We start from the raw sequence: 18,312 nt of genomic DNA, 5'->3' as shown, positions 1-18,312 counted from the left end.
CGGACGCTCATGCGGGGCGAGCCGGCCACCGACAGCCTGACCTTCGTGGGCACGGCCACCACGATCCTGCGCCTGGGCGCCTTCACCCTGCTCACCGACCCCAACTTCCTGCACCGCGGGCAGCGCGCCTACCTCGGCAAGGGGCTGTGGTCGCGCCGCCTCACCGAGCCGGCGCTGGACATCGACGAGCTTCCCGCGCTCGACGCGGTGGTCCTCTCCCACCTGCACGGCGACCACTTCGACCGGGTCGCGCGGCGCGACCTGACGCGCGAGCAGCCGGTGCTGACCACCCCCGAGGCGGCCGACCGGCTCGCCCGGTGGGGTTTCGAGACCCGTGGCCTGCGCAGCTGGGAGCGCACCCGGCTCACCAAGGGCGAGGAGACCCTCGACGTGGAGGCCGTGCCCGGCGTGCACGCGCGTGGGCTGATGGGGCGGCTGCTGCCGCCGGTGATGGGCTCGGTGCTGGAGCACCGGGTGGACGGACGGCTGCGGCACCGGGTCTACCTCAGCGGCGACACCCTCACCGGCGACCATGTCTCGGCGATCGCTGAGCGGCACCCCGACCTGGACACCGCCGTGATGCACCTCGGCGGCACCCGGGTGCTGTTGCACACCGTGACCATGGACGACGAGCAGGGCGTCGACTTCCTGCAGCGGCTGCGGCCCCGGCGCGCCGTACCCGTGCACCACGCGGACTACCGCGTGTTCCGCTCCCCCCTCGGCGACTTCCTGGCCCGCGCCGAGGCCGCCGGCCTGGCCTCGGTCGTGCGGCCCGTCGCGCCCGGCGAGACCATGCCGCTGCCGGCTGCGGACGGCACCGGAGACGCCACCGGGGATGCGGGTGCCTGACCGGTCCGGATTCCCGTATGGCGCGCTGCGCGCCGGAAATGTACGGTCGTGCCCCACCAGCCCGCCCGACGGGCTCACCTGGGGAGCCACATGACCGATCCCGCGTACGACGTCGCCGAAGCCCTGGCCGCAGCAGCCGACGACATGGACCGTCCCACCTCGATCAAGGACACCCTCGACGCCGTCGTCGCCGCCGCCAAGTACTCGGTGCCCGGCTTCGACGAGGTCAGCGTCACGGTCGCCTCCCGCGACCAGCGGACGGAGACCCGGGCCGGCACGGGCGAGCTCGCCTGGCAGCTCGACGCCCTGCAGTACGAGCTGGACGAGGGCCCCTGCCTCGACGCCGCCCGGGGGAAAGGGCTGGCCGTGGCCCACGCCGACGACCTGGGCCAGGGATCGCAGTGGCCCCGTTACGCACCGCAGGCCCGCGACGCCGGCATCCGCTGCCAGCTGGCAGTGCCGCTGCGCGCCGCCGACCGCGTCCTAGGCGGGCTGAACCTCTACTCGACCAGCCAGGACAGCGTCGACGAAGAGGCCGTGCACGTGGCCGGTCTCTTCGCCAGGCATGCCGCCCTGGCACTGGCCCGGGTGAGCCGGGAGTCGCAGCTCAGCGAGGCGTTGGAGTCCCGCACGCTGATCGGCACCGCCACCGGGCTGGTCATGGCGCGCTACGGCCTCACCGAGCAACGCGCCTTCCAGTTCCTGGTGCGTGCCTCGTCGACGAGCAACATCAAGCTCCGCAAGATCGCCGAGGAGATCGTCTGGACGGCCGACGCCGAGCACGGCGGCACGAGCGACGGGCGCTGAGACGGGCGTGACGACACGACTGCTCCTGCTGGCCGACACCCACCTGCCGCGCCGGGCCCGGGCACTGCCCGACCAGGTGTGGCGCGAGGTGGAGGAGGCCGACGTGGTCGTCCACGCCGGCGATTGGGTGGAGGAGCCGTTGCTCGACGCGCTGCAGGAGCGCGCCGCGCGGCTGGTGGGCGTGTGGGGCAACAACGATCCCGCCGCACTCCGGGCGCGGCTGGATGAGGTCGCCCGCTTCGAGACCGACGGCGTCCGCTTCGGCGTCGTGCACGAGACCGGCCCGGCGAAGGACCGCGAGGCCCGGTGCGCGGCGTCGTACCCCGACCTCGACGTGCTCGTCTTCGGCCACAGCCACATCCCCTGGGACACCACCGCCGAGTCCGGGCTGCGGCTGTTGAACCCGGGCTCCCCCACCGACCGGCGCCGGCAGCCGCACTGCACCTACCTGACCCTCACGGTGGCCGACGGAGCGCTGCACGACGTGGTGCTGCACCGGCTGCCGCCGCGCACGGGCACCCGCTGAGGGTGTCGGGACTGGCGGCAGCCTCCGCTGTGCAACCTCGGCTGTTCGGTGTCAGCTGTGCGGCCTCACCCAGAGTCCGTACAGGCCGGAGGTCTCCGGGACGCGCTGGCAGGTCGCGGTGGAGACGCGGCAGCGCACGGTGGCCGGGCCCCCCGGGGTCGGGTAGACGTCGGGGTCGTTCACGCGTTCGTAGGCGTGCACGAGGAACGTGTCGTTGCTCTCCCAACGCGTCCCCGACCCGTACTCGAGGGTGTCGAAGATCCCGGTGAACGTGGCGAGCAACCGACCGGTGCGCGCGTTGCGGACCAGGAGCCGGCGGGCGACGAACTCGTCCGACTCGGACTCGGGGTCGACGGGGAGGGTGTCGGCGAAGGTGAGGGCCTTCTTGCCGTCCCCTGAGAAGGTGACCACCACCTCGGCGGCGGAGGTGGCCCACAGCCGCTTGCCGGTGCGGATGTCGCGCACCACCTGGCGGTTGCGCTTGATCACGCTGAACGCGCGGGCGTCGAGGGAGGACGCCTGGATCCCGTACGCCATGCCCCGCGGGTGGCGGGGCGCCGTGGCGACGACCCTCACCCGGCCGGTGCCGGTGTGCCACCACACGGTGCGCGGCTTGCCGTTGTGCTTGCCGTTGAGCGGGTGGTAGCCCATCAGCACCCGGCTCTTGGTGACCGTGATCGTGGCCGGGTAGCCGGCGATCGTCAGGGAGCGGCCCACCGGCTGGCCGTCGCTGACCCGGTGCCGGCGGAGCACGAGGCCCTGCGTGAAGCGGCCCTTGGAGTCCCGGCGCTCCGCGGCGCCGATGTAGGTCCGGCCGTCGCTCGCCACCTGCAGGGGCTCGTACTTCGACTTCGCGACCACGGTCCGCTTGTTGCCGGCCAGGCTGACGATCTCGACCCGGTGACCGACCAGACGACCGCCCCGGCCCCACCGGGCGGAGCCGACCAGGTAGCCGCCGCGCGCACGATGCAGGCTCTGGGGGTAGTACGTCGCCGTGCCCACCCGCACGGCCTTCTTGCCCGCCCGCACCAGGTCGCGGTCCACCAGCCGGGCCGGTGGCTTCACCGCGGCGCCCACCGGCAGCGCCGAGGGCACGACCGGAACCGTGGGTGGCACGGCGTGAGCGGGCGCCGGCAACGGAGCGAGCAGCGCGAGGACGAGGAGGGCGGGCGCGAGGACGCGGCCCCGGGAGCGAGCCATGGCAGTGACGCTACGTCCGGCCGGCCGCGTTGTCAGCCCCTTCACACCCAGTGCTCCGCGGAGCTTCCCCCTCCCGGGGGCGTGCGGGTCCCGAGCGGTCCGGACAATGGGCGCGGGCTCGTCGGTGGTCGTGCCCGCCTCACGAGCACGGAGGACGAGCAAGCATGACCGACGTGGACGCCACGGCGCCCCGCTCCCGCGGCACCGCCCTGCCACGGCGACTCGACATCCAGGGACTGCGCGCGCTGGCCGTCGCCCTGGTCGTGGCCGACCACCTCACCGGCCGGCCGGTGGGCGGGTTCCTCGGGGTCGACATGTTCTTCGTGGTCTCCGGCTTCCTCATCACCTCACTCCTGCTCAACGAGGCCGAGCACGGCGGTCGGATCCGGCTGGGCGCCTTCTACCTGCGCCGCGCCCGGCGCATCCTGCCCGCGGCGCTGCTGGTCCTCGCCGCGACGCTCCTCGCCTCACGGCTGGTACTGCTGCCGGGCCGCTTCGACGACATCGCCGTCGACGCGGCGTGGGCCCTCGGCTTCGCGCTCAACTGGCACGAGGCGGCGACCGGGACCGACTACTTCGCCAGCGGCCTGCCGCCCTCCCCGCTCCAGCACTACTGGTCGCTGGGCGTGGAGGAGCAGTTCTACCTGGTCTGGCCGCTGCTGCTCATCGCCGGCCTCGCGCTCGCCCGCGCCATCCGCACCAGCCGCGTCACCGGGACCGGCCGGCCCTCGGCACGTCGTACGACGGCGCTGCTGGCCGGCACGGTGCTGCTCGGCTCGCTCGCCTGGTCCTGGGCGGAGGCGGCGGCGTCGCCGGCGACGGCGTACTTCTCCACGCTCTCCCGGGCCTGGGAGCTCGCGGCGGGTGCGCTCCTGGCCTGCCTGGCGCCACGGCTGCGCGGTCTGCCTCGCGCCGGGCGGGAGGCTCTCGCGGCCCTCGGGCTGATGGGCGTCGTGGCCGCGGCGGTGAGCGTGGACGCGGCCGCCGGCCTGCCCGCGCCCGGGGCGCTCGTGGCGGTGGCGGCGACGGTCGCGGTGCTGGTGTCCGGGATCGGCGGCGACGACCTGCGCACGGCGTCGGTGCTGCGGCTGCGCCCGGTGACCTACCTCGGCGAGATCTCCTTCGCGCTCTACCTGTGGCACTTCGCGGTCATCGTGCTCGCCCAGGCCCTGGCGCCGGACTGGGGCCCCGGCACCCGGGCCGCGGCGCTCGGGACCGCCCTCGCGCTCGCCGTGCTCACCCACCACCTGGTGGAGGAGCCGCTGCGACGGCCTGTGAACGCACCCCGGCGGCGCCGCGCCTGGGGTCCGCGGCCGGCCCTGGCGATGATCGGCGTCACCGCGACGGCGCTGCTCGTCGCGGTGCTGGTGCCCGCGCCGGGACCTGTCGCGGGGCCGCCCGTCGCGATCCCGGCGCCGACGGCGGGAGCCGAGGCCGGCCGCGAGCCGCCCACGGCCGCAGAGTCGCTCCGTGCGGAGCTCAGCGCGGCGCTGGCCGCCACGGAGTTCCCCGCGCTGACCCCACCGCTCGACGACGTCGTCGAGCAGGGCATCAACCCGGAGCTGGAGCCCGAGGCGGGTTGCCTCAACCCCGCCGACCTCACCGACGCCTCGCGGTGCCGCCACGGCTCGGGCCGCCGCCAGGCGCTGGTCGTCGGCGACTCGGTGGCGATCGCGTGGCTGCCCGCGCTGCGCGAGGCGCTCGGACCCGACTGGACGGTGCGCGGCTACGCGCTGTCGAACTGTCCCTTCGCCGAGGTGGCGGTCGCCGTGGTCGAGGACCCCGCCGGCTCCCAGCGCTGCAACGAGGCGCGAGACGTGCTGCGCGAGCAGGTCCGGGCCGCGCGCCCCGACCTGCTCGTCGCCTCCGACTCCGAGCTGAACATCAGGCGCATGGCCGACGCCCCTGCCGACCTCGTCGGCGCCTGGCGCGCGGCCGTGGTCCGGACGGTGGACGCCGTCGCGGCGCCCTCGACCGAGGTGGTGCTGCTCGCCCCGCCCCCGGCCGGACACACCCCGGACGGCTGCATCACCCGGTTCGCCGAGCCCGCCGACTGCGCGGGCTCCCTGAGCCCGGCCTGGGCGGAGAAGGCGAGCGCCGAGCGGGCCGCCGCCTCGCAGACCGGCGCGACGTACGTCGACACCAGCGGCTGGTTCTGCGTCGACGGGCGCTGCCCGCTCTTCGCCGGCGGCACGCTGGTGCGCTGGGACATCGTGCACCTCACCCGGCAGTACGCCGCCAAGCTGGCGCCGGTGCTGGCCGAGGCCCTCGCCCCGGTGCTCGACACAGCGCCGGACACGGGTGGGCCGCCGCCGGCCGGGTAACGCTGCGGAGGAGGCCGGGAGCCCCTCCCGGAAACGCGAGCAAGGAGACCGCCGATGGCCGTGACCGCCTTCCAGGACCTGCCGCTCGCCGACCGCGACCACCCGTGGGACGGCGCCGCCGCCGAGAAGCGGGTCCGCGAGTGGGCGGGCGCCACCGAGGAGCCCAACGCGAAGTACCGCGACGCCCACGTCTGGTACGACGCCGACGCGAAGCAGAACTTCACCGCCTACAAGCTGCTCGTCGCCGACGTCGTCGACGGACGGCTGCGCGCAGTCCCCCGCGGCGTGATGGCCGCGGGCAACGTGATGCAGGGCGGGCGCGGCGGGGTCGACCTGCCCGGCAACGACGTCGACCGGGTGAAGAGCCACCTGGCGAAGTACTACCGCAAGATGGGCGAGTCCGCGCCCTGGCAGGACTGAACCTCCTCGGCCGGGGACCATCCAGCCGGTCGGCGGGGCCCGGTCAGCGGGCGGATCAGCCGGGCGGATCAGCTGGGCGGATCAGCTGGGCGGATCAGCTGAGCGGGGTGACCCAGGTGCCGGCGAGCACCCCCGGGTTCGGCACCCGCTCGCACCTCGCGGTCGACACCCGGCATCGGACCCAGGTCCCACCGAGCGGGGTGAAGCCCTCCTCGTGACTCTCCAGCGACTCGTGGGCGTGCATGAGGAACGTGTCCTCGGACTCCCACCGGGTCACTCGGCTCGTCAGGCTCCCACCCGGCTGCGCCCTCGGGCCGAGGCCGTCGACGAGACCGCGGTACACCGCCAGCACCCGGCCCGTGCGGGCGTTGCGCACGGTGAGGCGACCGGCCACGTAGTCGTCGGCCTCGGGGTCCGGGCGCCGGGGCTCGGCGCGGGTGATGACCTTCTTCCCATCCGGCGCGAAGGCGAGCACGCTCTCGTCGGGGGCGGTGCGCCACAACCGCTTGTCCGTGCGGAGGTCGCGCACGACCTGGCGACCGCGCTCGGTCACGCTGTACGCCCGCGCGTCGCGCGAGGCCGCCTGCACGCCGTACGGCGCATGCCGGGGACGGCTCGCCGCGCGGGCGAGGACCCGCACGCGGCCGGTGCTCGTGCTCCACCACTCGGTGCGCGGCCTGCCCTGGTGCCTGCCGGCGAGCGGGACGTAGCTCAGCAGCACCCGCGTGGTGCCGACGAGCACGGTGTCGGGGTAGGCGGCGAGGCGCCGCGCCTTGCCCAGCGTGTGGCCGTCACCGACCCGGATCCGACGCAGCAGCGCGCCCGGCTTCCACCGGCCCTTGCGGTCCCGCAGCGCGGCCGCGCCGAGGAAGGTGCGCCCGTCGGAGGCGACCCGCCACACGTCGTACCGCGTGTGCCTGAGCACGGTACGGCGGCGACCGTCCGGCTTTACCAGGTCGACGCGGTAGCCCTTCAGCCGCCCGGCCGCCCAGCGCTGGGAGGCGACCAGGTAGCCACCACGGACTCGGTGCACGCTGGTCGGCTGCACTCCGTCCCTCCCGATCCGTACGACGCGGCCGCCCGGCAGCACCAGCGCGTCGTCGAGCAGGTGCGCCGGAGCCTTCACCGGTGCGCCCACCGGAAGCGCCGAGGGCGTCACCGGGACGGTCAGCGGTGCCGCGTGCGCGGCGACCGGCCCGGTCAGCGGCACGACGAGGGCGAGCGCGACGGCGACGACGAATACCGGGAGGACGGAGATGACGGGGAGCAGGCGGCTCCTGAGTCGATTCACTGCGCCAACGTAGGCGCATCGCAGGGCCGTCGTCCTCGGCTCCGCGGAACTCGTGCTCGGCGCCGGCGCTGGCGGAAGGATCCGGGAACGGCAGAAGGCCGGACCCGCCGGGTCCGGCCTCCTGTGCTGGTGGAGCTACTGCAGCAGTACTCGAACTCTGAGGCACTCGCCTGGCTAGCTGAAGTCAACGAGCAACTCGCGGGCGCGGACGCCCGGGTGGACGACTATTTCCAGCGCCCTGGCGCGCAGTTGAGTCCCCGATAGTGGTGTAGCGCGGTCGCCGGGATCGTCATCGGCGTGTACGGAAGACGTAGATGCGGCCACCGCGTGATCCTTCGAGTGAACCTCTCACAGCACCCTCGAACGGAGTCATCACGATGACCGCACCACACATTGTCGACCCTGCTGGCCTGCTTGGTGAAGCCCTGGCTGAGGCGAGTCCGGATCTGATGCGCAGCCTGCTGCAGACGATCATCAACGCACTGTTGTCCGCCGACGCCGACGCGGTGGTCGGCGCCGAGTATGGCCGCCCGGATCCGGGTCGGGTCGCGCAGCGCAACGGCTACCGCCGCCGCCCGCTGGACACCAGGGTTGGCACCATCGACGTCGCGATCCCCAAACTCAGGAAGGGCACCTACTTCCCGGAGTGGCTCCTCGAGCGCCGCAAGCGCTCGGAGTCCGCGCTGATCACCGTGGTGGCTGACTGCTACCTCGCCGGCGTAAGCACGCGGCGGATGGACAAGCTGGTCAAGAGCCTGGGCATCGACTCGTTGAGCAAGTCCCAGGTGTCGCGGATGGCCGCCGAGCTCGACGAGCACGTCGAGGAGTTCCGCCACCGACCCCTCGACACCGCCGGCCCGTTCACCTTCGTCGCCGCCGACGCGCTGACGATGAAGGTCCGCGAGGGCGGCCGGGTCATCAACGCCGTGGTGCTGCTCGCGACCGGCGTCAATGGTGATGGGCACCGCGAGGTTCTCGGCATGCGCGTGGCTACCAGTGAGACCGGGGCGGCGTGGAACGAGTTCTTCGCCGACCTCGTCGCCCGCGGCCTGACCGGGGTCCGGCTGGTCACCTCAGACGCCCACCAAGGGCTGGTCGAGGCGGTCGCGGCCAACCTGCCCGGCGCCGCCTGGCAACGCTGCCGCACCCACTACGCCGCCAACCTCATGTCCGCCACCCCGAAAGCGATGTGGCCGGCGGTGAAGGCGATGCTGCACAGCGTCTACGACCAGCCAGATCGGCCGGCGGTACACGCCCAGTTCGACCGGCTCCTGGACTACGTCGACGACAAGCTGCCCGAAGTCCACGACCACCTCGACGTGGCGCGTGCCGACATCCTTGCGTTCACCGAGTTCCCCAAGGACGTGTGGACCCAGATCTGGTCCAACAACCCGGCCGAGCGCCTCAACCGCGAGATCCGACGCCGCACCGACGCCGTGGGGATCTTCCCCACCCGCGAGGCCATCGTGCGCCTGGTCGGTGCTGTCCTGGCCGAGCAGACCGATGAGTGGGCCGAAGGCCGCCGCTACCTCGGACTCGACCTCCTCGCCCGCTGCCGCGTCAACCTCGTTCCCACCACCGAACCCGAGATCGGAGCTGATCAACTGCCCGCCCTGACCGCCTGAACCATCAAGAAGGAGAACGCAGCGCTACACCACTACCGGGGACTTGACCCTGCGCGCCGCCGGCTCAACTCGACGGATCGAGCGCAGATCGTCGTGTTGTACGACCATGGACTCTCAACGGCAGCCATCAGCCGACATCTAGATATCGGCAAGGCGACAGTCAACGCTGCCCTAAGAGCGGCGGGGGTCTCGCTCCGTCCGCGAGGTCGTCCGCAGAGTATGTAATATCCCGATCACTCCGATCGGAATGACCCTCACAAGAGCGCGGCGAAAGGGGCACCCTCAGCGTACGCGCTCATTTTACTGCCGTAGATTCTCCCGGCGTCTTGTGGCCGCCCGATGGCCCTACGTAGTTTCACTAAGCAGCTCACCTCGGAGAGGCTGGGAAACCGCTCGTCTCGCCCCGCGGGTTGCGGTGAGCCCGACGCTCCGGGAGCGACACCCGCGCGAGCAGGTGGTCGCTCGTTCATGCAGGCGCTGAGCAGGCTGGCGGGGCCGCACGGCCGCTGAGTCGACCATCGGGGGCGAGGAGCAACACGGGGCGCCCGCCCGTAGCAGCATCTGCCGCCATACCCAGCGCGCGGCGCACCGCCGGAAAGCACCAGTCCCCCGAACCACGAGACCAGAGCCCGCCAGATCACGACGTTCTTCCGCGCGACTCCTTCGGCGCGACTCGCGGGCGCCCGAACACCACGTCCAATCACCGCGACGTGGGCGGACTCAGCGCAACCCGGCAGATCCGGCGGGCAGTTCCATATGTTTCCGTCCTGCTGGCGCTACCCGCAGACACCGATCATCGCCCCTCGCGTCCCCACTGGTGCTTGCGCTGATCGATCGTCCGACCGCCTTGCATTACCCATGGGGGACTGCCCCCGCTTTGGTGACGCGTAGCGGTCGGGGTGTCAGGCCGCGTCTGCGGCTGCGTAGATCATCTCAAACTCGACGGGCGTGAGCCTGCCAAGTCCTCGCTGTCGTCGGCGGCGGTTGTACTTCGTTTCGATCCAGCGGACCATCTCGAGCCGCAACTCGTCGCGGGTGTCCCAGCGGCGGGTGTTGAGCACGTTCTTCTGCAGGAGTGCGAAGAAGCTCTCCATGCTGGCGTTGTCACCGGCCCCGTAGGAGCGGCCCATCGACCCGACCAGGCCGTTGTTGGTCAGGAGCTGCTGGGTGCGTTTGGCGCGAAACTAACGCCTCTGTCCGAGTGGCACACCGTGCCGACTGGTGAGCGAAGCGCGATCGCGTTCCGCATCGCGGCCTGCGCCAACGACGACTTCATTCGTAAGTCGATGGAGTAGCGGACGATCTTGTTGGAGAAGACGTCCTTAATCGCGCAGATGTAGAGCTTGCCTTCCCGCGTGGGGTGTTCTGAGATGTCCCAGAGCCACACCTTGTTCGGGCCGTCGGCGACGAACTCGTGGCGGATCACGCCGTGCTCATCAACGACCGCGAGCAGGTCGTCGGGTCCGGCCCCGCACTCTCCGCAGTAAGCGCCGCTCCCACACGCACGCCGCCCCGTCCCCACACGCTGGGGGCGGGGCGGCTTGGGGCGTTTCGGGCGGGTCGTGTGTTGAGCGTTACCTCTCGCTGAGCAGCCGCCCCGCAGTCTCCCCGCGCTACGCTCGTGACCCCTTCATGGAGCACCAGCCTCCGTCCCGTCGGGGGACGACGGTGGCGGTGCTCCGGCCCCGAGATCAGCGAACGAGCTACAGCACCATGACCTACACCGTCCTCCCCCTCCCCTGCTGCAGCACGCTCCGCGTCATCTCGTCGCCGAACGGCCCGGAGTCAGCCGCGACCGCCGCCGCGATGTGTACGTGCGGTGCGGCAGCGACCCGCCGACGCTGACCAGCACGCATCACTCCCCTCCCGTCACCTACGCGGTGGCGGGAGTGGGCCCTCTGTTGTGCTAGGTGCCCTCTAGAACGGAGCACTAGCCCCTCTTGATAGTTCCGGTCTCAAGGTCGACGGTGACCCGGATGACGGGTGGCGTCGCCTTCTCTGCCTGCTTGACGAGTGAGGCGACGGTGTCGTGGGCTCCGACGAAGCTCTCGTTCTCTTCGCCAAGAGCTGGGAACCCGATAACGCCCCGAGCATCGATGTCGCCGAGCAGCGCGCCGCCTCGGGCCACTGCGGGGAGATCCTTGGCGATCTTCGGGTAGGACCTCTTGGGGTCCAGCACGACGACGACGTCGCCCAGCGCACGGAGTCCCTTTACGTCATTCCCGGGGTCGGCGCTGTAGATCGGGTACCCGAACTGCGCGGTGCACCCGTCGCTGTCATTGGGGTCACAGCCTCCGGCGGGGGCTGTCGTGAGTGCGTGGTCGACCTTGACGGTCACGACGACTACCCGCCACATCGCGCGTGAGTCGTCGAACGGAACCGGAGTGCCTCCCTCCGCGTCGGGGTCTGGCTTGCCATCGGCATCCAGCAGGGCGTACCCACTGCCTGGGGCGACCGAGACGATCTCACCGACGAGGATGCCACGGGACGCGGGCGCGGGCGGGCCACCGTCGATGGAAAACTGCTGCCTGGGCAGGAACTCTGCAAGCCCGGTTTCGAAGTTGATGGACGAGGCCGAGCTCGAGACGGCCGCTTGGTGGTCGATCAGGTCACGAGCCGGCCCGTCCGCGGGGGGCTTGTAGCGCCCGCTGACCGCGACCCGAGGGACGTCCAGAGTCCTCGTCGAGGCGGGATCCTGAGTGGCTCTGGGGGTTTCAGATGCTGTGCCGCAAGCGGTCACGATGCCAGCCAGTGCGGTAATGGTCGCTGCGCTGAGGAACGTCTTGGTGATGGTCATGATTGGGCCGCTCTCTAGAAGGCGGCCGCGATGTGGCCGCGGTCGTGGGAGGTGTAGTTGACTTCGCCGGTGCCGAAGTTCATGCATCCTTGGCCAAACATCTCAGCGGAGGAGACCGGGTGTTTCAGGCCGATTGCGTGACCGTTCTCGTGGCACGCGAGATGACGCTCAGCCGAGGTTCCAACGTCGAAGGTCCAGTTGTTGTTGTAGCGGACGTCTGCCGACTGGCACTGGTTGCTTGAGTTGATCGAGTTGCATGTCGTTAGACCCATGATTCCGCCTGAGGTCCCGCTGGTCGCCCAGGCCTGATCGCAGAAGGGATCTTCGGCATTTCCGTACTGTCTGTCGATGACGATGACGTCGATGTTGGAGGGCGGCGTCGCGTCGTAGGACGTGGGAAGCCCGGCGGGCTGAATGTCGTTGGCTCGCACCCAGTCGGTCGCGTTGTCCATCGCTTGAATTAGGTCGACGTAGGTGAAGGTAAGCGGAGCGGCATCGCTACGGTTGCCTCCCACGCAAGTCCCATATTTCCCGGTAGGACCAAACCAGTTGGCCTCGGCTGCGGGCATGGGCGACACCGCTAAGAGCGCGGACACCATAATGCCGCACGCCGATCCCAACCGTCCCACAGACCTCCGCCGGATCCTCGTCGTGGCGCACCGTCGGGCGATGATCTCCAGTCGGAATAGCAGTGTGCGGTCGGCCATTACTCCCCCAAATTGCATCGGACTGCAGTTGGGAAAGTGTCCGCCCGTCGCGCTGCCAACCGCAGCAATTCCCCGAAGAACGCCGAAGACTTTACGGGCTCATCACAGTTGAGGGTGTAGCGCGGGTTGGCGTGGCGGTCCCGGGATAGGCGTCGAGGTCTCCCGAAGATGAAGGCTCCTACACGCTCATCTCGAAAGACCTCGACGTGCCCGACGCTACCGTCGGCGACCGCTCGCATGCGTTCGCCCACCCCGATCTGTCCACCTTCTGCCGACTCGATGAGCTCGGCCTCGTCGTCACCGGCCAGCGCCTCGAACCCGGTCGCGCGGTCCTCGCATGCCGGGTCCTTGAGCCCGACCAGTGGTGCCGCCGCTGCGGCTGCGAAGGGGCACCGCGCGACACCGTGACCCGACAGTTGGCCCACGAACCGCTCGGGTGGCGGCCCACGACGCTGATCGTCACGATCCGTCGCTACCGGTGCAGCGGCTGCGGTCACGTGTGGCGCCAAGACACCAGCCGTGCGGCTGAGCCGCGCGCGAAGCTGTCGCGCCGTGGGCTGCGCGTGGGCACTCGAAGGAGTGGTGGTCGCCCACCTCACCGTCGCCCGGGTCGCCGAGGCACTCGGGGTCGCCTGGGGCACCGCGAACGACGCAGTCCTGGCCGAGGGCAAGCGGGCCCTGATCGACGACCCGGCCCGCTTCAACGGCGTGAAGGTTGTCGGCGTCGATGAGCACGTCTGGCGTCACACCAAGAAGGGCGACAAGTACGTCACCGTGATCATCGATCTCACCCCGGTCCGCGACGGCACCGGACCCGCGCGGCTGCTGGACATGGTCGAGGGCCGCTCGAAGCAGGCCTTCAAGACCTGGCTCGCCGCCCGCCCCGACGCCTGGCGCCAGGGCGTGGAGGTCGTCGCGATGGACGGGTTCAGCGGGTTCAAGACCGCCACCACCGAGGAACTCCCCGACGCGGTCGCGGTCATGGATCCCTTCCACGTGGTGCGCCTGGCCGGCGACGCGCTGGATCGGTGCCGACGCCGGGTCCAGCAGGCCATCCACGGCCACCGCGGACACAAGGGCGACCCGCTCTACGGGGCCCGGCGCACCCTGCACACCGGCGCCGGGCTGCTCACCGACAAGCAGACCGCCCGACTCGCCGCGCTCTTCGCCGTCGATGCGCATGTTGAGGTCGAGGCAACCTGGGGCATCTACCAGCAGATGATCGCCGCCTACCGCGACGAGGACCGCGGCCGTGGCCGGGCACAGATGGTCAAGCTCATCGAGGCGGTCAGCGCAGGCGTCCCCAAGGCCCTCAGCGAGGTCGTCACCCTCGGTCGGACGCTGAAGAAGCGTGCCGACGACGTGCTGGCCTACTTCGACCGACCGGGCACCAGCAACGGGCCAACGGAGGCGATCAACGGCAGGCTCGAGCACCTCCGCGGATCCGCGCTCGGGTTCCGCAACCTCACCAACTACATCGCCAGGAGCCTGCTGGAGACCGGTGGCTTCAGGCCGCGCCTACACCCTGGATTCGGATGAGCCTGCATACTCGGCTGACCTACCTCGGCTACATCGCCGACGAGCAGCGCCCGATCGCGAGCTACTTCCGTACTGACACACCCCTCCTCCGCTATCGGACAGCGGTGGCGGCCTAGCGCTAGGAGTATTGGTGGGACAGCAACGAACGTTCGAGGGCACGGGCAGAGGCACCGGGGGTCGTGCGGTGCTGTACCTGCGCGTGTCCTCTGCCGGCCAGGTCAACACCGACTACGACCCCGAGGGCATCTCGATCCCAGCCCAGCGGCGCCGCTGCGTCGAAAAGGCCCGGGAACACGGCATGGAGATCGTCGACGAGTACGTTGAGCCTGGTAAGAGCGCCACCGCTATTGCCACACGACCGGTCTTCCAGAAGATGCTCAAACGCATCCGCAAGGACCGCGACGTCGACTACGTGCTCGTCTACTCCACTTCCAGGATGAACCGGAACTGGATGGAGAACGGCGCCGTGCTGCTGGAACTGCGGCAGCTTGGCGTGACCATGATCTCGGCCACCGAGAACATCGACGACTCCCCGCTCGGCGAAGCCATGACTGGCTTCCTGGCCGTCTTCAACGGCTTCCAGTCGCGCGCCAACGGCGAAGACATCAAGTACAAGATGGGCCAGAAGGCGCGAGCTGGCGGCACCATCTTTCGCGCACCGATCGGCTACCTCAACGCCGCCGAGACTTTCGAGGGCCGGTCTGTTCGGTCGATCGTCGTCGATCCCGTGCGATCGCCTTTCGTCCTCATGGCCTTCGAGCTGTACGCCACTGGCCGCTACAGTCTGCCGGCCCTGCGCGCCCACTTAACCGACGCCGGGCTGACCACCCGTCCGACGGCTCGGTACCCGGCAGGAACGCCGATCTCCATCAACTCGCTGGGCAAGATGCTGCGCGACCGCTACTACTGTGGCGTCATCGTCCACGATGGCGAGGAGCATCCCGGACGCCACGACGCGATCATCACCGAAGAGCTGTTCCAGCGTGTGCAGTCAGTGTTGTTCGCTGAACGTGGAGCAGGCACGCGACACCGCACCCACAATCACTACCTCAAGGGCCTGCTGTGGTGCGGTCGCTGTCGCAAGCGTCTGATCATCTGGCCAGGTCGCAGTAAGTCCGGCGAACAGTACTTCTACTACGTCTGCCGCGGTCGCCAGGATCACGAGTGCGACCTGCCGTACCTCGCCGTCGCACGGGTCGAACAACTGGTCGTCGCCCACTACGCGACGGTGCCGATCCCGGCCGCGCTGAGAGCCCGCATCCGGGCCCGCGCCGACGAGGCCATCGCAGACGCCAACACCCTCAGCGACACCCTGCGTACTGAGACGCAGCGCCGGCTAAAGGAACTCGACGAGAAAGAGGATGCGCACCTTGACCTCATCGGAGATCCGGACTGGCCGCAGGAAAAGCTGCGTGAGCGACTCCGCGAGATACGCCGACAGCAGAGTGTGTTGCGCGGCCAGCTTCGAACTCCAACCGCCAACCTCGATGACGGCCATGCCCACCTAGCCGCAGCACTCGACCTGCTGGAGCGACCGCAGGAGCTATATCGGGTCGCTCCCGACGATGTCCGGCGCGTCCTCAATGCTGCAATCTTCGACAAACTTCACGTCGATCAGAGCGAGGAGGGTCCCTTCGTGGCCGGTGACCAACTCAAGGAGCCGTTCCAGACCGTCGTGACCTACAACAGGCGCCACAGCACCTCTCACGCTCGCTACAACGCAAAGAACGACGCCCAGAGCAATCTGAGCGCCGTTCCTGGCGAACTATCCCTCGAAGGCCTACTCGACGCCGCTCTCTGCGAGCGGAGTTCGAGTAAGACTTCAATGGTGGAGCTGAGGGGATTCGAACCCCTGACCTTCTCATTGCGAACGAGACGCGCTACCAACTGCGCCACAGCCCCAAGCGAGGGGAAACGCTAGCACCCGGTTCGCGCCGGGTCCGAATCGCCGATCCCCTCGGCGTGCCGCGCGGGCAGCGCGGCTAGCGGACGGCCTCGTCCTCGTCGGCGTGGCCCTGCGGCTTGGGCTCGTCCTCGGTGCCGGCGTCGTCGCTGAACACCTTGGACTGTCCACGGGCGGCCTCGCCGTCGAACGGGCTGTCCTCGATGCCCTGCTGCGGGTCGGCGCGCTGGGTGTCGGGCGTGACGGCGGCGGCGGACTCCGGCTCGGCACCCATGTCGCTCCCGGTGCCCGCGGCCTGGCCCGACTCCTCGGGGTACTTCTTGCCCTGCTCACGACTCTGCTGGGCCGCCTGGCGGTCGGCGGCGTTCTCCTCGGTCATCAGACCTCCTGCGGATTCGCTCGGGCCGGGACGCTCCCGGACCGCCGGTTTCGCACCGGACGCAGTCGGTACCCGAACCTCGCCCCTTGACGCAGCAGACCGCCCGGGCGAGGCCCGGGCGGTCTGCTGGGTGGTCGGCTGGGTGGTCGGCTGGGCGTCGGTCAGGAGCCGGCGGCGCGGCGCTGCTCGTCCTCGGCGGTCTCGGCCTGGGCACGCTGGGCGTCGGCCTCGCGGGCCAGCTGCGAGTCCGCCTCGTTGCGTCCCGAGCTCCACACGCCGGTGGAGTCGAGGTCGATGGTGCGCACGGTGCGACCGGCGGGCGCCTTGGCGACGTACGTCGGCAGCGGGACCTCGACCGGCGTCCAGCCGTTCGTCTCGTCGCCGGTCTCCCCGGCGGTCTCGTCCGTGACGGCTGCGATCTCGCCGGTCTCGTCGTCGACGACGTCCTCGTCCTCGAGGGCCGCGGCTGCCTCGGCCGACGGGGCGTCGACGGGCTTCTCGGCCGGCTTCTCCGCGGCCGGCGCCTCCTCGGCCGGGGCTGCCCGACGCGTGCGCACCGTGCTGCTGGTGCGGACCCGGCGCTCGCGCTTGACCATCAGTCGGCACGCCACCAGCCACGCGACGAGCAGCGTCGCGGGGACGGCGGTCCAGGCGGCGTGCACCAGACCCGGCGTGGCGAGCGCGACCAGGACGAGGTTGGCCAGCAGCAGCACCCCCAGCACCCGGCGGCGTCGCTGCGCCGCACGGCGGGCGGCCGCGCGGCGCTTGGCGCGCTGCGCGGGGGGCAGGTCGCGGGCGGTGCGGGCCACCTGGACCTGCTCGACGCGCTCGACCGGGTGCTCACGCGACGCAGGGGTGGGCGTCGCGGGAGCCTTGTCGGCGTCGTCGGCAGTGTCGTCGGCAGAGTCGTCGGCAGAGTTGTCGGCAGGGTCGTCTGCGGCGGCGGCGGTGCGTCGTTCGCCGAGCCGGACCAGCGTGGCCTTGGTGGCCGAGATCGGCTCACGGCGGGCGAGCACGCGCAGCCGGTCGGAGAAGCCGTCCACGGAGCGGCTGACGTCGTCCTCCTCATGCTGCCGGAGCGCCATCGGCACGAGGTAGACGGCCCAAGCCACCGCGAGTGCGACGAAGATGAGTGCGCTCAGGTCCACACGCTGAGGTTAGGAGTGTCACGCCTGCGCGAGGCGCATGTGACCCGGTGTGTCACAGATTGATTCCTGTGACTCCTGTGATCCGGCCCTGAAGCGCTGTCACGACGAGTATCCGACGTGCTCAACGCCCCGGTTCGGCGGTCGGATCGCTGAGCCGGGCGAGCATCCCGTGCGGCGCCTCCTCGCGCGTGACCGCGAAGATCCGGTGGTCGCGCCAGGCACCGTCGATGTGCAGGAAGTACGGCGCGTAGCCGATCTCGCGGATCCCGAGCTTCTCCACCACCCGCAGGGAGTTGGTGTTCTCGGGGCGGATGCAGATCTCGACGCGGTGCAGCCCCGCGGTGAGGAAGCAGTGGTCGATCACCATCGCCACCGCCCGTGGGATGACCCCGCGCCCGGCGAACCGCTGGTCGATCCAGTAGCCCACCGACGCGAACTGCGCCGAGCCGCGCACGATGTTGTTGACACTGACCTGGCCGGCGAACATGCCGTCGACCTCCACCACGAACGGGTACGTCGTCCCCTGCCGCGCCGCCCGCGAGAGCCGCTTCACCAGGGCCGCGAACGTGGTGGGCCGGGTGTCGGCGCCCGGCGGCGCGGTGGCGTCCCAGGGCCCCAGCCACGTCGCGTTGCGCCGTCGCGCCTCGCGCCAGGGCCGGGCGTCGCGGCGATGGATGGGCCGCAGCAGCACCTCGGGGTCGCGCCCGGACGTCAGCCGGTTGGGCCACGCCCGCCCGGGCGTGGCCACGATCATCCGCTCGGGAGCGGGGCCGCCGGGGTGCACGGCGCTAGCCTGC

General features: G+C 70.7%; 15 protein-coding genes, 1 tRNA gene and 3 pseudogenes. 9 read left to right on the top strand and 10 right to left on the bottom strand.

Annotated features, from left to right (window positions below; genetic code table 11):
* The first annotated feature begins 9 nt into the window (after window positions 1-9).
* The 3 genes from KG111_RS02855 to KG111_RS02845 all read left to right on the top strand — a co-directional run bounded on the left by KG111_RS02855 (window position 10) and on the right by KG111_RS02845 (window position 2,182).
* Window positions 10-849 carry an MBL fold metallo-hydrolase gene (locus KG111_RS02855; protein WP_205292804.1) on the top strand — a complete coding sequence of 280 codons (840 nt, stop codon included), beginning with the start codon at window positions 10-12 and terminating at the stop codon, window positions 847-849.
* Between the two features lie 90 nt (window positions 850-939).
* Window positions 940-1,656: a GAF and ANTAR domain-containing protein gene (locus KG111_RS02850; protein WP_205292805.1), complete on the top strand. Its 717-nt coding sequence runs from the start codon at window positions 940-942 to the stop codon at window positions 1,654-1,656.
* Between the two features lie 7 nt (window positions 1,657-1,663).
* Window positions 1,664-2,182 carry a metallophosphoesterase family protein gene (locus KG111_RS02845; RefSeq protein ID WP_205292806.1) on the top strand — a complete coding sequence of 173 codons (519 nt, stop codon included), beginning with the start codon at window positions 1,664-1,666 and terminating at the stop codon, window positions 2,180-2,182.
* Window positions 2,183-2,233: 51 nt separating this feature from the next.
* Here the strand turns inward: KG111_RS02845 and KG111_RS02840 are convergent, their stop codons facing one another.
* Entirely contained in the window at window positions 2,234-3,382 is a 1,149-nt protein-coding gene (locus tag KG111_RS02840) for a hypothetical protein (protein ID WP_205292807.1), read from the bottom strand.
* Window positions 3,383-3,546: 164 nt separating this feature from the next.
* On the opposite strand from KG111_RS02840, the gene KG111_RS02835 reads away from it, so the two are divergent.
* Window positions 3,547-5,706, top strand: a complete 2,160-nt coding sequence (locus KG111_RS02835; RefSeq protein ID WP_205292808.1) for an acyltransferase family protein — start codon at window positions 3,547-3,549, stop codon at window positions 5,704-5,706.
* Between the two features lie 54 nt (window positions 5,707-5,760).
* Window positions 5,761-6,126 carry a hypothetical protein gene (locus tag KG111_RS02830; RefSeq protein ID WP_205292809.1) on the top strand — a complete coding sequence of 122 codons (366 nt, stop codon included), beginning with the start codon at window positions 5,761-5,763 and terminating at the stop codon, window positions 6,124-6,126.
* Between the two features lie 94 nt (window positions 6,127-6,220).
* Here the strand turns inward: KG111_RS02830 and KG111_RS02825 are convergent, their stop codons facing one another.
* The gene (locus tag KG111_RS02825; protein WP_205292810.1) at window positions 6,221-7,417 is read right to left on the bottom strand and encodes a hypothetical protein; all 1,197 of its coding nucleotides are present in this window, start codon (window positions 7,415-7,417) and stop codon (window positions 6,221-6,223) included.
* A gap of 377 nt (window positions 7,418-7,794) precedes the next feature.
* Between KG111_RS02825 and KG111_RS02820 the strand changes: the two genes are divergently transcribed.
* Both KG111_RS02820 and KG111_RS18540 read left to right on the top strand, forming a co-directional pair.
* Window positions 7,795-9,042, top strand: coding sequence for an IS256 family transposase (locus KG111_RS02820; protein WP_205293124.1), 1,248 nt, complete (start codon window positions 7,795-7,797; stop codon window positions 9,040-9,042).
* Window positions 9,043-9,045: 3 nt separating this feature from the next.
* Window positions 9,046-9,267 carry a helix-turn-helix domain-containing protein gene (locus KG111_RS18540; protein WP_372440182.1) on the top strand — a complete coding sequence of 74 codons (222 nt, stop codon included), beginning with the start codon at window positions 9,046-9,048 and terminating at the stop codon, window positions 9,265-9,267.
* A gap of 677 nt (window positions 9,268-9,944) precedes the next feature.
* Here the strand turns inward: KG111_RS18540 and KG111_RS18205 are convergent.
* The 3 genes and pseudogenes from KG111_RS18205 to KG111_RS02795 all read right to left on the bottom strand — a co-directional run.
* Window positions 9,945-10,468: pseudogene (locus KG111_RS18205) on the bottom strand (IS3 family transposase); the annotation flags it as partial.
* 504 nt (window positions 10,469-10,972) lie between these two features.
* Window positions 10,973-11,839: a hypothetical protein gene (locus tag KG111_RS02800; RefSeq protein WP_205293117.1), complete on the bottom strand. Its 867-nt coding sequence runs from the start codon at window positions 11,837-11,839 to the stop codon at window positions 10,973-10,975.
* A 14-nt stretch (window positions 11,840-11,853) separates the two neighbouring features.
* Entirely contained in the window at window positions 11,854-12,354 is a 501-nt protein-coding gene (locus KG111_RS02795; RefSeq protein ID WP_205293118.1) for a hypothetical protein, read from the bottom strand.
* Window positions 12,355-12,752: 398 nt separating this feature from the next.
* Between KG111_RS02795 and KG111_RS02790 the strand changes: the two are divergent.
* A pseudogene (locus tag KG111_RS02790) lies at window positions 12,753-14,085 on the top strand (ISL3 family transposase).
* Window positions 14,086-14,215: 130 nt separating this feature from the next.
* Window positions 14,216-15,247, top strand: a pseudogene (locus KG111_RS18535) (recombinase family protein); the annotation flags it as partial.
* 174 nt (window positions 15,248-15,421) lie between these two features.
* Here the strand turns inward: KG111_RS18535 and KG111_RS02775 are convergent.
* The 5 genes from KG111_RS02775 to KG111_RS02755 form a co-directional block, all read right to left on the bottom strand.
* Complete coding sequence (locus KG111_RS02775) at window positions 15,422-15,583, bottom strand: hypothetical protein (protein ID WP_205292173.1); 162 nt, start codon at window positions 15,581-15,583, stop codon at window positions 15,422-15,424.
* A gap of 328 nt (window positions 15,584-15,911) precedes the next feature.
* Window positions 15,912-15,987: transfer RNA gene (locus KG111_RS02770), tRNA-Ala, on the bottom strand.
* Window positions 15,988-16,067: 80 nt separating this feature from the next.
* A complete protein-coding gene (locus KG111_RS02765; protein WP_205292174.1) occupies window positions 16,068-16,367 on the bottom strand; it encodes a hypothetical protein in 300 nt (99 codons plus the stop codon).
* Window positions 16,368-16,528: 161 nt separating this feature from the next.
* Window positions 16,529-17,515, bottom strand: coding sequence for a divisome protein SepX/GlpR (gene sepX / locus KG111_RS02760; protein WP_205292175.1), 987 nt, complete (start codon window positions 17,513-17,515; stop codon window positions 16,529-16,531).
* Between the two features lie 121 nt (window positions 17,516-17,636).
* Window positions 17,637-18,299, bottom strand: coding sequence for a GNAT family N-acetyltransferase (locus KG111_RS02755; protein ID WP_249666271.1), 663 nt, complete (start codon window positions 18,297-18,299; stop codon window positions 17,637-17,639).
* Between the last annotated feature and the right edge of the window lie 13 nt (window positions 18,300-18,312).

The sequence above is a fragment of the Nocardioides faecalis genome, from assembly GCF_018388425.1.
GTDB lineage: Bacteria > Actinomycetota > Actinomycetes > Propionibacteriales > Nocardioidaceae > Nocardioides > Nocardioides faecalis.
The sequence above is the reverse complement of the archived record's forward strand: the minus strand, read 5'-3'. Positions and strand labels throughout refer to the sequence as shown.

What these genes read in the sequence shown, in the direction of transcription:
- KG111_RS02855 (WP_205292804.1), top strand. Translation starts at nt 10, where the DNA reads ATGCGGGGCGAGCCGGCCACCGACAGCCTGACCTTCGTGGGCACGGCC.
- KG111_RS02850 (WP_205292805.1), top strand. Translation starts at nt 940, where the DNA reads ATGACCGATCCCGCGTACGACGTCGCCGAAGCCCTGGCCGCAGCAGCC.
- KG111_RS02840 (WP_205292807.1), bottom strand. Translation starts at nt 3,382, where the DNA reads ATGGCTCGCTCCCGGGGCCGCGTCCTCGCGCCCGCCCTCCTCGTCCTC.
- KG111_RS02835 (WP_205292808.1), top strand. Translation starts at nt 3,547, where the DNA reads ATGACCGACGTGGACGCCACGGCGCCCCGCTCCCGCGGCACCGCCCTG.
- KG111_RS02830 (WP_205292809.1), top strand. Translation starts at nt 5,761, where the DNA reads ATGGCCGTGACCGCCTTCCAGGACCTGCCGCTCGCCGACCGCGACCAC.
- KG111_RS02820 (WP_205293124.1), top strand. Translation starts at nt 7,795, where the DNA reads ATGACCGCACCACACATTGTCGACCCTGCTGGCCTGCTTGGTGAAGCC.
- KG111_RS02800 (WP_205293117.1), bottom strand. Translation starts at nt 11,839, where the DNA reads ATGACCATCACCAAGACGTTCCTCAGCGCAGCGACCATTACCGCACTG.
- KG111_RS02775 (WP_205292173.1), bottom strand. Translation starts at nt 15,583, where the DNA reads ATGGCCGTCATCGAGGTTGGCGGTTGGAGTTCGAAGCTGGCCGCGCAA.
- KG111_RS02765 (WP_205292174.1), bottom strand. Translation starts at nt 16,367, where the DNA reads ATGACCGAGGAGAACGCCGCCGACCGCCAGGCGGCCCAGCAGAGTCGT.